General features: G+C 68.4%; 11 protein-coding genes and 1 pseudogene. 7 read left to right on the top strand and 5 right to left on the bottom strand.

The features are described 5' to 3' along the window. Nucleotides 1-36 precede the first annotated feature (36 nt). From rsmD to BSZ40_RS06510, 6 genes are all read left to right on the top strand, one after another. Nucleotides 37-597, top strand: coding sequence for a 16S rRNA (guanine(966)-N(2))-methyltransferase RsmD (rsmD, locus tag BSZ40_RS06535; protein WP_073824446.1), 561 nt, complete (start codon nucleotides 37-39; stop codon nucleotides 595-597). A gap of 9 nt (nucleotides 598-606) precedes the next feature. Next, nucleotides 607-1,089, top strand: coding sequence for a pantetheine-phosphate adenylyltransferase (gene coaD, locus BSZ40_RS06530; protein ID WP_073824444.1), 483 nt, complete (start codon nucleotides 607-609; stop codon nucleotides 1,087-1,089). 1 nt (nucleotide 1,090) lies between these two features. Beyond that, nucleotides 1,091-1,639, top strand: a complete 549-nt coding sequence (locus BSZ40_RS06525; RefSeq protein WP_073824442.1) for a YceD family protein — start codon at nucleotides 1,091-1,093, stop codon at nucleotides 1,637-1,639. Continuing rightward, nucleotides 1,636-2,334 (top strand): ribonuclease III, encoded by a 699-nt coding sequence (gene rnc, locus BSZ40_RS06520; RefSeq protein ID WP_073824440.1) that lies wholly within the window; start codon nucleotides 1,636-1,638, stop codon nucleotides 2,332-2,334. Before BSZ40_RS06525 ends, rnc begins: the two co-directional genes overlap by 4 nt. Before the next feature lie 5 nt (nucleotides 2,335-2,339). Then, the gene (gene mutM, locus BSZ40_RS06515) at nucleotides 2,340-3,236 is read left to right on the top strand and encodes a bifunctional DNA-formamidopyrimidine glycosylase/DNA-(apurinic or apyrimidinic site) lyase (protein WP_073824438.1); all 897 of its coding nucleotides are present in this window, start codon (nucleotides 2,340-2,342) and stop codon (nucleotides 3,234-3,236) included. A gap of 61 nt (nucleotides 3,237-3,297) precedes the next feature. Further along, complete coding sequence (locus BSZ40_RS06510) at nucleotides 3,298-3,912, top strand: response regulator (protein WP_073824437.1); 615 nt, start codon at nucleotides 3,298-3,300, stop codon at nucleotides 3,910-3,912. Between the two features lie 45 nt (nucleotides 3,913-3,957). Here BSZ40_RS06510 and BSZ40_RS06505 read toward each other — a convergent pair whose 3' ends face one another. The 5 genes from BSZ40_RS06505 to BSZ40_RS06485 form a co-directional block, all read right to left on the bottom strand. After that, complete coding sequence (locus tag BSZ40_RS06505; protein WP_073824436.1) at nucleotides 3,958-5,625, bottom strand: sensor histidine kinase; 1,668 nt, start codon at nucleotides 5,623-5,625, stop codon at nucleotides 3,958-3,960. Continuing rightward, nucleotides 5,622-7,379: a thiol reductant ABC exporter subunit CydC gene (cydC, locus tag BSZ40_RS06500; protein WP_073824434.1), complete on the bottom strand. Its 1,758-nt coding sequence runs from the start codon at nucleotides 7,377-7,379 to the stop codon at nucleotides 5,622-5,624. The genes BSZ40_RS06505 and cydC overlap by 4 nt, the downstream gene beginning before the upstream one ends. Continuing rightward, nucleotides 7,376-9,052 (bottom strand): thiol reductant ABC exporter subunit CydD, encoded by a 1,677-nt coding sequence (gene cydD, locus BSZ40_RS06495; protein WP_073824432.1) that lies wholly within the window; start codon nucleotides 9,050-9,052, stop codon nucleotides 7,376-7,378. The genes cydC and cydD overlap by 4 nt, the downstream gene beginning before the upstream one ends. Nucleotides 9,053-9,136: 84 nt before the next feature. After that, nucleotides 9,137-10,249, bottom strand: coding sequence for a cytochrome d ubiquinol oxidase subunit II (gene cydB / locus BSZ40_RS06490; protein WP_073824430.1), 1,113 nt, complete (start codon nucleotides 10,247-10,249; stop codon nucleotides 9,137-9,139). A gap of 14 nt (nucleotides 10,250-10,263) precedes the next feature. Continuing rightward, complete coding sequence (locus BSZ40_RS06485; RefSeq protein WP_073824427.1) at nucleotides 10,264-11,763, bottom strand: cytochrome ubiquinol oxidase subunit I; 1,500 nt, start codon at nucleotides 11,761-11,763, stop codon at nucleotides 10,264-10,266. Between the two features lie 418 nt (nucleotides 11,764-12,181). Here BSZ40_RS06485 and BSZ40_RS06480 point away from each other — a divergent pair. Beyond that, nucleotides 12,182-12,477 (top strand): annotated as a pseudogene (locus tag BSZ40_RS06480) (hypothetical protein); the annotation flags it as partial.

Genomic DNA, 12,477 nt, shown 5'->3' with positions numbered 1-12,477 from the left:
GGGCGGTGCGCCAGGCAACGGTTTAGCCTTGAGCCCATGAGCAGAATCGTGGCCGGCAAGTATGGCGGGCGCAGTCTCAGGGTGCCGGGCAGCGGCACCCGTCCCACCTCTGAGCGGGTGCGCGAGGCCCTGTTTTCGCGGCTGGAGCATCTCGGGGTGGTGAACGGGGCGCGGGTGTTGGACGGGTATGCCGGTTCGGGGGCGCTCGGCCTGGAGGCCGCCTCCCGGGGGGCCCGGCACGTGACCCTGGTGGAGAAGAATCCGCAGGCTGCGGCCGTGTGCCGAGCCAACGTCGCGGCTTTGCGGGCAGGTGCGGAAGTCAGTGTGCTGGTGGCAGATATTGGCGGTGTGCTAGCGGGGCCGCCAAACCTGCCGATCGGTCCGGTCGACTTGCTGCTGCTCGATCCGCCCTACGAGGTGGCCAACACACAGCTGGCCACCGTTTTGGCGGGCACGGCGCAGTGGCTGACCGACACGGGGGTCCTAGTGGTCGAGCGCGCCGCCCGCAGCGGTGAGCCGCCGCTGCCACCCGGTCTACGGGCGCTTAAACCCAAGAAGTACGGGGACACCGTCATCTACTTCTACGAGCACGCGTAGGCTAGCCCAATGCGAATCGCTGTCTACCCTGGCTCCTTCGACCCGCCGACCCGCGGCCACCTGGACATCGCTGCCCGCGCCGCCGAGATCTTCGACGAGGTCATCATCGCGGTGGCGCGCAATGCCAGCAAATCCGGTCTCTTTCCTGCCGCGCAACGAGCGGACCTGCTGCGCCAGGCCCTGGCGGGCCAGGCCCGCGTGCGGGTGGCGGAAGTGGACGGCCTGGTGGCAGACTTTGCGCGCGACCAGGGGGCCTGTGCCCTGATCCGGGGCATCCGCTCCGGCCAGGAAGCAGACCAGGAGGCCGCCCTGGCCCACATGAACAGTGCCCTAGGGGCCCCCACCACGGTGCTGCTGCTGGCCCGCCCCGAGTTGGCGCACCTGTCGTCGTCGTTCGTCAAGGACGCCGCCCGCCACGGGGCCGACGTCAGCCAGTTCACTACCCCGGCCGTGGCCGCGGCCCTGGCCGCGCAGTTTTCCAAGGAGTCCTGACATGAGTGCCAACCCGTTCCTCATCTCCACCCACGACTTGGGGCGCTCGCCCGGCTCGCACCGCGACTACTCGCTGACCGTGCCCGCCCCAGCCGATCTGGGAACCGACGTCATTGGGGTGCCGGAGGGGGCCGAGCTGGAGCTGCAGCTCGGCTTGACCGCGGTGTCCGATGGGGTGCTGGCCACCCTGGCCGGTACGGTGCCGCTCGCGGGCGAGTGCGTGCGCTGCTTGACTCCCCTGCAGCGGCAGCAGGCCGTGCAGGCCACCGAAATGTTCTTCTACCCCAGCGCCCGCCTGGCTGCCGCCCATGGGGAGGACGACGACGAGATGGCCGAACTCAGCGGCGAGGGCATCGACTTTGAGCCGCTGCTGCGCGACGCCGTCGTGCTCGACCTGCCCTTCGATCCTCTCTGCCGCCCCGACTGCCGGGGCCTGTGTCCGGATTGCGGCCTGCCGTGGGCCGAGCTGCCCGCCGACCACGGCCACAGCGTCATCGATCCGCGGTGGGCCGCCCTGGCCGCGCTGCAGACGCCCCAGGAGGACAAGTGAACGGGGCCAAACGCATCGATTTGGGGGCACTGCTAGAGAGGTGGGGCACCAGCATCGATGGCGAATTGTTGGTGCTCGCGTTGACACACCGGTCGTTTGCCAACACGGTGGGTGGACCCCACAACGAGCGCCTGGAGTTCCTAGGGGACTCGGTGTTGTCGCTCGTGGCCGCCGACTACTTCTATCGGGAGCAGCCCGGCCTGGCCGAGGGGCAGATATCGCGCCTGCACCACGCCACCGTCTCCGAGCCGACATTGGCGGCCCTGGCCCGCCGCCTAGACCTGGGCGACTATTTGCTGCTGGACCAGGCGGCGGACGGTTACGGCGCACGCGCGCAGGACTCAGTGCTCGCCGACGCGGTGGAGGCGCTCATCGGGGCCACCTACCTGTGTCACGGCTACGACGCCACCGCCCGGGTGGTGCGTTCACTGCTGGACGAGGTGTTCGCCGACGCCCCGCGCCTGGCCTTTCTCCAGGACCCGAAGACGCCGCTGCAGGAGTGGGCCGTCAAGCACGGCTACAGCCACCCCGTCTACGCCTCGCAGCACACTGGTCCCGACCACGCCCGTGTCTTCGCCGCCACTGTCAGCCTGGACGGCAAGGTGTACGGGCGCGGTAGTGGCACGTCCCGGAAGGCCGCCGAGGTCCAGGCGGCCGCCGAGGCTTGTGCCCGCCTCGGCGTGGACGGGAAGTAGCGGCCATGCCCGAACTGGCAGAAGTAGAGACCATTCGCCTGGGTTTGGCCCCCCGGCTGACGGGGGCGAGCATTACCGAGCTGGTGGCCCGCCATCCGCGCGTGACGCGGCACCAAGATGCCGCCCTCGGATACAGCGCCGCCGTGGGCCGCACCGTCACGGCCGTGGTGCGGCGCGGTAAGTTCCTGTGGGCGAGCCTGGGGGAGGACCTCGCGGTGCTCGTGCACCTCGGCATGAGCGGGCAGCTGCTGTACGACACGGCCGGGCACCTGCCGCCAGCACAGTCGCCTGCCGACCGGCACTTGCGGGCGGTGGCTCTGCTCCGCGGCGCCGATGGGGTCCCTTTCACGCTGCGTTTCGTGGACCAGCGGACCTTCGGCTACCTCAGCGTCGTGTCCCTCGTGGCGACCACAGACGGGGCGCCCGGGGGGATGGGCAGCGACGCGGCGTGTCTGCCCAGCTCCTGCGCCCACATCGCCCGGGATGCCCTCGACCCAGCCTTGGACGTAGCGCAAGTGGCGGCGGCCATCACCCGCCGACGCACCCCGATCAAAACCTTGTTGTTGGACCAGACGATCGTCTCGGGCATCGGTAACATTTACGCCGACGAGGCGCTGCACGGGGCCGGGCTGGCGCCCCACCGTCCCGGCACGAGCCTGCGCGGCGACGACGTGGCCCGCCTGTTGGCCGCCGCCCGCCAGACCTTGGCGGCAGCCATCGCGGTGGGAGGCACGTCGTTTGATGCACTTTACGTGGATGCTGACGGCACGCCGGGCTATTTTGCCCGCCAACTGCAGGTCTATGGCCGGGCGGGCGAGCCGTGCCGCAGCTGTGGTGCGCCGCTGGCGCGTGACACCCTGGGCGGGCGGTCGACCACGTACTGCGAATACTGCCAGGACTAAAGGCTCAAGTAGACTTGAAGGCATGGCAGGTACCAGCACCGACAGCGCAGTTGTCCGCGTAATGATCATCGACGATCACGAGATCGTCCGCCGTGGCATCGCCGAGATAGTGGACCGCGCCGACGGACTGTCCGTCGTGGCCGAGGCCGGCACGGTAGCCGAGGCGTTGCGGCGCGCCGACCTGGTGCGTCCCGACGTCGTGCTGGTGGACCTGCAGCTGCCCGACGGCACCGGCATCGATGTGATGCACAGCCTGCGCGACTCCAACCCGGCCATCAAGTCGATCGTGCTCACCAGTTTCGACGACGACGATGCGCTCGCGGAGGCGCTGGCGGCCGGGGCGCGCGCCTACCTCCTCAAGACCGTGCGGGGCGCGGAGATCGCCGAGGTCGTCAAGGCGGTGGCCGACGGCCGCACTTTGCTGGACGAACGCACCATCACGCGGCGGCGTGCAGACCACGACGACCCCACCGCCGACCTCACGCCCTCCGAACGCAAGGTGCTCGACCTGATCGCGGACGGGCTGTCCAACCGGGAGATCGGGGAGCGGCTGGGCGTGGCGGAGAAAACCGTAAAGAACCACATCACTTCGCTGCTGTCCAAGATGGGGCTGCAACGCCGCACCCAGGTGGCCGCCTGGGTGGCCGGCCAACGCGCCGCCGGCTGGCGCCACTGACCGCGCCAGCCCAACCGCAGCGAGGGCGCGGTCGCCCGGCCGAGGTCAGGTCAGGGGTACCTGCCACACCAGTTGGGTTCCGGCCCCCGTTTCGGTACGCCCAACGGTGAACGTGCCGCGGTGGCGGCGGGCCCGGGCCGCCAGGTTTTCCAGGCCAGAGTTGCGGGTGCGGTCCGTCGGCACCCCCACCCCATCATCAAGTACCTCGACCAGGACGTGGCCGAGGAGCCCGTGTCCGCTCACCGCCACCCGCACCTGCACCGAGGCGGCCCGGGCGTGGCGGGCCGCGTTGGATAGCCCCTCGCGCACCACCGCCACCACGTCGTCGGAAATGTCACTGTCCACCCGGTCCGAGACCTGCTGGGTCAGTTCCTCCGGGTTGGGGGCACTTGCCAAGCTCACCCCGTCTAGTTCGATCGTGAAGGACGGGGCAAAGCCTAGGGCGGTGCGGGCCAGGGAAGCTTCGCGGCGAATCCGCTCCGGCAGGTCAACCTCCTGATCCGGTTCCTTCAAAGAACGGACGATGGCCCGAATCTGGCGCACCGAATCGTCCACCGACGTCAGCGCCTGGTTAAGCAACTCCTCCACCCGTTGCTGGTTTTCCTCGCCGCGGGCAATGCCGGCCCGGGCGGTCTCCAACTGCATGCCGGTGGCAAAAAGCTGCTGGATCGCTAGGTCGTGCAGGTCCCGGCCGATGCGGGCCCGCTCGTCAAGAAGCGCAGCACGGTCTTCCGCATGGCGGGCCGAGGCGAACTCCAGCGCCAGGGCGGCTTGGGCCGCGAACGACTCCGCCATCTCCAGATCCGAACGGGCAAACTCCATGCGCCCGCGCCGCCGCAGCAGTATCAGCACGCCGATGCCGCTGCCGCGCGCCATGAGGGGGGCGTAGAGGGCCGGGCCGAAGCGGGCCAGCTGCGGCACGCGCAGGGTACGGGCCCGGGCCAGCGAATCGACGACGAGACCTGCGCCGTCACGCAGCACGGTCACCGCCCGGCCCTGCGGCGGAAACTGGATGCCTATCAGTCCGGCCGCTTCGTAGCCGTCGGCGATCTCGCACACCCACGATTGGCCAATGGAAGGCAACACGATCAAGGCGGTGTCAGCCTCCGCCACCTCCCGCACGAGGCGCGCGATGAGGGCCAGGGCCTCCTCCTCTTCTGTGCCTTGCAGGAGGGTGGTGGTGATTTGCTGGGACGCGCTCAGCCAGCGGCCCCGGTTCCGGGCCTCGGCGAACAAGCGGGCGTTTTGCACGGCGACCGCGGCGGCGGCGGCCAGGGTCTCGACGTTGGTGGCGTCCTCAGCGCTAAAGCCTCCCTCCTTGTCACACAAGTACAGGCGGCCAAAAGTCTGGTCCCGCAGGCGCAGCGCGGTCCCCAGGTAGTTTTCCATCGGGGGATGGCCAGCCGGAAAGCCCGAAAACTGGGGGTGGCCGTCCAGGCTGTCGATGCGCAGCGTGCCGTGGTCGGGGATGGCACCGATGACCCCGTGCCCGAGCGGCGGGTGTGGTAGCAACGCCGCGTCCGCGCTCGACATGCCGTGCTGCACAAACTGGGCGGTCTCGCCCCGGTTGTCCAACACCGACAGGGCACCGTAGCGGGCCCCGGTAATGGTGCAGGCCGAGCGCACAAAGATCCGCAGGGCTTCGCTCAGGTCCAATTCGCTTGCTAGTTCCAGGGTGGCGGCTAGCAGCGCGGGGGAGGGCAGGGACGTCATGCTTGTTCTCCTTCCACCGCGTCGCGGTAGGCCGGGCAGTTGGCAAGCAGCTGCGCGTGGGTGCCGCGGGCGGTCACTGTGGTGCCCTCCGCGGTGGGGGAGAGGACCAGGATTTCGTCGGCCGCCGCCAGGGCACGCAGCTGATGGGTGGCGACGACGACGCCCCGCCCAGCCCGGCTGGTTGCCAACAGGTCGCTGACCAAGCGGGCGGCAGTCTCCGGCTCCAGATGCTCGCCGGGCTCATCGATCAGGAGAAGGGGGGCCGGGGAGGCTAACGCGCGTGCCAGCAATACTCGGCGGCGCTCCCCACCAGACACACTTACCGCGTCCGAGCCCAGGTGTGTGTCCAGCCCGTCGGGTAGGCCAGCCAGCCACGGCCCCAGCCCGGCAGCGGTAAGCAGTTCGGTCGCTTGGGGGCGACTGAGCGCCCCGTTTGCCACCCGCAGGTTCTCGAACAGGGTAGTGGCGAAGATGTGGGCGTCCTCGGCGGTGAAAGTCACGTACGTGGCGGCAACGGTGCGCGGCAACTCGTGGGGTGCCACCCCACCCAGCTCGACGCGGCCCGCCCGGCTGGGCAGCAGCCCGGCCAGGGTCGCCAGCAGGGTGGTTTTCCCACTGCCAGACGGTCCCACTATTGCTACCGCCCGCCCGGGGGCCACCTCCAGTTCCACCCCGGTGAGCACAGGTTTGTCGGTGCTCCATCCCACCGCGAGATCCCGGGCCTGCAGCACGCTGGCGGAGGGTCTGGCCTCCGATGGCGGCGCGGCCACACTGTCGGTGGGCAGCAACGCATTGATGCGGGCGGCGGCTCCCGCCGACCGCACCCACTGCACGGCGGCGGCTGGCAGCCCGGCCACGGCCTCGAAGGCGGCGAAAGGAGTCAACGCCAGGACCGCGAGGCCCACGGCGGGCAACGAGCCGTTGGTGACCGCCGGAATACCGACCAGCAGGCAGCCAAGCACCGTGGCCCCGAGGGCGACGGTGTCTAGGGCGGTCGCGAAGGCCGCCGGGCGGGCGGCGTCGTCGGCCACCTGCGCCAGCTCGTTCTCCAATTGGTCGCGGCGGTGCTGGACTGCGGGCAGCTGGCTGCCAACCAGCACTTCGGCGGCCCCTGCGAGGGAGTCTTGGAGGAGCGCTGTCATCTCGCGGGCGGCGGCCTGCCGGTGATACTCGGCCCGGCGCGCGGAGCGCAGCGCCAACAGCGGACCACCGACCCCCGCCACCACCAGACCAAGGGCTAACACTAGGCCTGCCCACGGCAGCCAGCTGGCCAAAATCGCCACCGCCACGCCCCCCACGGCGCCGGCCACCAGCACCGGCAGCAGCGCACGGACCACCAGATCGCCCACCGCGTCGACGTCGGCACCCGTACGGCCGAGGACATCGCCGCGCCGCAGCTGGGCCACCTCGTTACTGGGGGACTGCGACAGCCGGTCGTAGATGCCGGCCCGCAGGCTCGCCATGCCGCTGAGTGCCACCCGGTGGCTGGCCAGTCGCTCCAGGTAACGCAGCACGGGGCGGGCGATACCAAACATGCGCACCGAGACGGCTGCCACCGTCAGAGAGAGCACGTACGGCATTTGGGAAGCGCGGGCAATGAGGTAGGCCGAGGTGGCTGTGAGGGCCACACCAGCGGCTAGCGACCCGGCCCCGAGCAGCACTGCCAACGCCAGGCGGGTACGGCGGACCCCCAACAGGGGCCAGATCTCGGTCACGGCGGCCCGTTCGGCCGCGAATGTGGGGAACTGGTTCATGCCGGCACCTCCGTGTAGGTCACCGTCAGCACCGCGTCAGCGATGCGGAGCAGACGCGGGCGGTGGGCGATCACGACAACGGTGCGGCCCGCCGCACGCAGCTCGGTCAGGCAGGCCAGAACGTAAGACTCGCTGACATGATCCAGGTGGGCTGATGGCTCGTCGAGAATTACCAAGGGGGAATCGCTGAGCAGGGCCCGGGTCAATGCCACCCGCTGACGTTGGCCCACCGACAGCCCCACCCCGCCGTGCCCGACCGGGGCCTGCCAGCCACCCACGTTGGCGACCACCTCAGCTAGGCCCGTGCGTTGTGCGGCGGTCTGCAACTCGGTGTCACTTACTTCCCGTCCCGGTGGGGCGACGGCCTGCCGGAGGGTCCCGGGTGTCAGCAGGGGGCGCTGGGCGACCCAGGTGACCAGCTCGTGCCAATCGGCGGCCTCCACGTCAGCCAGGTCTATTACCCCGGTGGGGGTATGCAGCAGGAGTTGACCGTCAGTGGGGGTGAGTAGGCGGGCCAGGCATTGGGCGGTGGTGGTTTTGCCTGCTCCGGATGGGCCCGCCAGGGCGGTTATCTGCCCAGGTTCGATCCAGCCACTCAGGTTTGCCGGGGCGAGGCGGCCCCGGGCCTCCACCGTGACCCCGCGTAGTTCTAGGCGCCCGGATCGCACGTCGGCGGCCGTGGGGTGGGCTCGCCGCTCCGCGGGCACCGGTGGTACGGCGGGGGAGGCCTCGATCAGGTCGCAGGCGGCCTGTGCGGCTGCCACCCCGTCGGCCGAGGCGTGGAATTGCTGCCCGACGCTGCGTAGGGGAGCGTAGACCTCGGGTGCTAGCAGCAGCACGGTCAGACCCGGGAGCAGGGGCAGCAGGCCGTGCACCATGCGCATGCCGATACCGACGGCAATCAGCGCCACCGACAGGGTCGCCAAGAAGTCCAACACCGCCCCGGAGAGAAAGGCGACTCGCAGCGTCGACATCGTGGTGTGGGTGTATTGCGTGCCGAGCTTCCGCACTCGGGCGCGGGGGGTGTCTTGCCGCCCGAAGGCCCGCAGGGTGGTCAGGCCCGCCAACAGGTCCAGCAGCTCCCCGCCCAGGCGGTTCATGACGGCGATGCGGGCGGCAGCAAAGTCCCGTGTCACTACCCCCACCAGCCACATGAAGATCGGGATGAGGGGCAGGGTGAAGATGGCGATGAGGGCGGAGGGGTAGTCCAGCCACCAGATGGTCAGGACGGTGGCTGGGGTGAGCGTGGCCGCCAGCACCAACTGCGGGAGGTAGGAGACGAAGTAGGGGCGCAAATCCTCTAACCCACGCGTAAGCAGGGTCGTGGTTTGTGCCGCCTGTGCCGTCACGAACCGGGGACCGCGGGCGATAGCTGCCTCGTGGGCGGCTGCCCGCAGCTCGGCCACGACGGCCGTGGCCGCGCGGTGAGACAGCCGGTCGCGCCCCCACACCACGCCCGCCCGGGCCCCCACCAGTGCCGCGATGAGTGCCAAATGTGGGAGCGTGGCTGCAAGGTGGAGGCGTCCCTGGGTGACACCTGCAACGACGTAGGCCAAGGTGAAGGCTTGGGCAATCGTCAAAGCAGTGGCAACAATGCCAAGGACAGCGGTGACAGCCACGTGACGCCGGGCGGCGCGGGCGTACCGCAAGAGACGCGGATCGACTGGCTTCACGTTTCTCCTGGTAAGCGCTGGCGGCAGCCCCCGGGTGGGACCGCCGCCAGCAATTGTCGCAGCTGCGTAGCGCTACTTGGGACTTCAGTCCGTGAGGAAGGTGCGGATCTTGGTCGGGTGCAGGCCTGCGCCCTGTTCCAGATCGACCGTGTCGGCCACGACCCGCTTGCGGAACACCCAGTAGGTCCAGCCCTGATAGGCCAGCACCACCGGCACCAGGCACAAGGCCACCACCGACATGATCTGCAGCGTGGGCACACTGGAGGAGGCCTGATGCATCGTCAAGGAGTAGGCCGGGTCAATCGCGGAGCGCATCACGTCGGGAGCCATCGCCCCGAAGATGAAGATCACCGCGGCGGCGATCGCCACCCCGTTGAAGATGAAGGCCCAACCTTCACGGCGGCGGGCCGCCATAGCTACGGTGCCCACCAGCGCGAGGGCCGCTACCACGAGCGGGGCCCACGTCCAGGCCACCGGCGAGTAGGCCAACTGCGCCCACAACACCCACACCGCCGCGATGACGGTGGCCACGACACTCAGCGAGAAGGCCAACTTGCCAGCTCGTTTTTGCAGGTCCCCGCCGGTCTTCAGCGCGGTGAAGATCGCGCCGTGCGCGGCGAAGATGCTGAGCGTGACCAGGCCCCCGAGCAGGGTGAACGGGCTGAGAAGGGAGAAGAAGCCGCCGGTGAGCTGGTGGGAGGAGGTGGCGAACTTCTCGGCCACCTCGGCGGGCGGCACCACGGTGCCATCGGCGCGACTGACCAGCTCGATGTGCATGCCCTGCACGAGGTTGGCAAACGCCACCCCCCACAGCAGGGACGGCACGTAAGCCGAGATGGTGTGGGTCCAATCCCAGGCATTGCGCCACTTGGGGGAATCAACGTAGTTGCGCCACTTCAGCGCACACACCCGCACGATCAGGGCCAACAGGATTAACAGCAGCGGCAGGTAGAAGCCCGCGAACATGGTGGCGTACCAGGCGGGGAAGGCCGCAAAGGTGGCCCCACCAGCGGTAAGCAACCACACCTCGTTGCCGTCCCAGACGGGGCCAATGGTGCGCAGCATGGCGCGGCGCTCTTGCTCCGAGCGCGGCAGGATGCGCACCAGCATGCCCACACCAAAATCGAAGCCCTCCAGGAAGAGGTAGCCGGTCCACAAGACCGCGATGAGGATGAACCAAAGAGTCGTCAGATCCATTGTCGCGGCCTTTCTCAGTATCCGAAGGACAGGTCGTCGGTGGCGGTGGCTGGGGCCTCAGTGAGGCTAGCCGGGCTCAGTTCGGTGACCCCTTCCCGGGCGTAGCGTTTAATCAGCCAGTACCAGACCACCCCGAGTGCGCCGTACAGCAGGGTGAACAACGCCATGGAGGTCAGCACTGAGGCGGCGGTGACATTGGGAGAGACGCCCATTTCGGTCAGCATCGCGATGCCGGCCAGGGGGTCGTCCGGGTTGGGGGCCACCACCCACGGCTGGCGCCCCATCTCGGTGAAGATCCAGCCGAAGGAGGCGCCGAGGAACGGCATGGGGATGGTGATCAGGGCGAGGCGGGACATCCACTTGGAGTCGGTGATCCGGTTCTTCCGCAGCTTGAGCCACCCGAAGAAAGCCAGGGCCGAGGTGAACAGGGCGGTGCCCATCATCAAGCGGAAAGACCAGTAGGTCACGAACAGGTTGGGGGTGTAGTCACGGCCGGTACCGAACAGCTCCTCGTTTTCGGCCTGCACCTCCTTCAGCCCCTTCACGTAGGAGTCCTCCCCGGTGAAGCTGCCGGTGGCCAGGAAGGAGTAAACGTAAGGGATGGTGATAGGTGCGGAGATGCCCTCGCAATCGCCGGAGAAGTTGTGGAAGGCGATCGGGGTAAAGCCTGCACTTTCACTGCCCACGCAGTGGCCCTCGGCCGCGGCCATCTTGCCGGGCTGGTACTTCACGACCTGCTTGCCTTGGATGTCACCGGAGACGACGACGGTGAGGGACGAGATGAGGATCACCAAGAAACCGAACATGGCCAAGGGACGCCACATACGGCGGGCGGAGTCTTCGTTCTTCGCCCGGGTTTCGCGCACCAGCCACCACAGGGACAGGCCGGCCACGAAAGTGCCCGCCACCAGGAAGGAGGTGGCCACCGTGTGGAAGAACGTGGTGAATACCTTGGGGTTGGTGACTACCTGCACGAAACCGTTGATGCCGTCCAGTTCGGCGCGCCCCGTTTCCGGGTTGAACTTGGCACCCACGGGATGCTGCATCCAAGAGTTGGCTACCAGAATCCAGAAGGCCGACAGGTTGACGCCGAGGGCCACCATCCAGATGCACAGGGTGTGCAGCCACTTGGGGAGCTTCTCCCATCCGAAGATCCACAGACCGAGGAAGGTAGATTCGAGGAAGAACGCCGCGAGGGCTTCCACGGCGAGGGGAGCGCCGAAGATGTCGCCGACGTGCAGGGCATATTCGGACCAGTTCATCCCGAACTGGAACTCTTGGACAATCCCGGTGGCCACGCCGAGGGCGAAGTTGATCAGCAGGAGCTTGCCGAAGAACTTGGTGGCCTTGAGCCAGTGCTCTTTACCGGTGCGCAGCCACAGGGTCTGCATGATCGCCACCAGCGGCGCCAGACCGATGGTGAGCGGCACGAGGATGAAGTGGTAGACAGTTGTGATACCGAACTGCCAGCGCGCGAGGTCAAGGGCCTCGAGCGCCATGGGTGAGGGAGTCACCTCGTCACCTTCCTAAAGTGTTGGGGCATTGGTCCCACGCACGGGACAAACATTGCCCCATTGTGGCGGACTTTTGGGCCTGGTTGTGACGCAGCGTCACTTTGAGGGTGGGCGGGGCGCGTATTTTCGCGCCCCGCGGATGGCGCCACGCGCCAACTGGCAGTTACTTGTGTGGGCAAATTAGCGAACTGTGGGCGTGACAATTTCGCCCGCGGCAAGTCTCCCGCGGATGCAGGGCCCGGTGTGGGATACTGGCCTGGCTGGTTCGCTCCGCATCGCGAGCCTTCATTTTTTCGTGCGTGTTGGCGCCTCATCCGACGGCCGCCTCGGGCACGAACCACAGACTTTCGGTTCCTGAACCTAAGAACCATTCGCGGCAGCGGCAGATGTGGGGCGCTGCCCGGGTAGGAGTACCGCTATGGCGACCACCCGCAAGAAGACAACGAGCGAGCCAACGGAAGAAACGGCCGAGCAGCCGACGGCGCCCGCCGGACAGGAGGCTGCGCCGGTTAAGGCCAAGCGCACCCGGCGCAAGGCAGCTACCCCGGTGGCTGAGCCAGAAGCTCCGGTCGAGGCGCAGCCGGTGACGGTAGGTGAGGGGCAGGTCGAGGAGGCTGCGCCGGTTAAGGCCAAGCGCACCCGGCGCAAGGCAGCTACCCCGGTGGCTGAGCCGGAAGCCCCGGTCGAGGCGCAGCCGGTGACGGCAGGCGAGGG

The organism is Buchananella hordeovulneris (assembly GCF_001907235.1).
GTDB classification, from domain to species: Bacteria; Actinomycetota; Actinomycetes; order Actinomycetales; family Actinomycetaceae; genus Buchananella; species Buchananella hordeovulneris.
The sequence above is the reverse complement of the archived record's forward strand: the minus strand, read 5'-3'. Positions and strand labels throughout refer to the sequence as shown.

Bases quoted from the DNA above. Each gene is read 5' to 3' on its own strand.
- coaD (WP_073824444.1), top strand. From the start codon at position 607: ATGCGAATCGCTGTCTACCCTGGCTCCTTCGACCCGCCGACCCGCGGC.
- cydC (WP_073824434.1), bottom strand. From the start codon at position 7,379: ATGAACCAGTTCCCCACATTCGCGGCCGAACGGGCCGCCGTGACCGAG.
- BSZ40_RS06505 (WP_073824436.1), bottom strand. From the start codon at position 5,625: ATGACGTCCCTGCCCTCCCCCGCGCTGCTAGCCGCCACCCTGGAACTA.
- mutM (WP_073824438.1), top strand. From the start codon at position 2,340: ATGCCCGAACTGGCAGAAGTAGAGACCATTCGCCTGGGTTTGGCCCCC.
- rsmD (WP_073824446.1), top strand. From the start codon at position 37: ATGAGCAGAATCGTGGCCGGCAAGTATGGCGGGCGCAGTCTCAGGGTG.
- BSZ40_RS06510 (WP_073824437.1), top strand. From the start codon at position 3,298: ATGATCATCGACGATCACGAGATCGTCCGCCGTGGCATCGCCGAGATA.
- cydB (WP_073824430.1), bottom strand. From the start codon at position 10,249: ATGGATCTGACGACTCTTTGGTTCATCCTCATCGCGGTCTTGTGGACC.
- BSZ40_RS06525 (WP_073824442.1), top strand. From the start codon at position 1,091: ATGAGTGCCAACCCGTTCCTCATCTCCACCCACGACTTGGGGCGCTCG.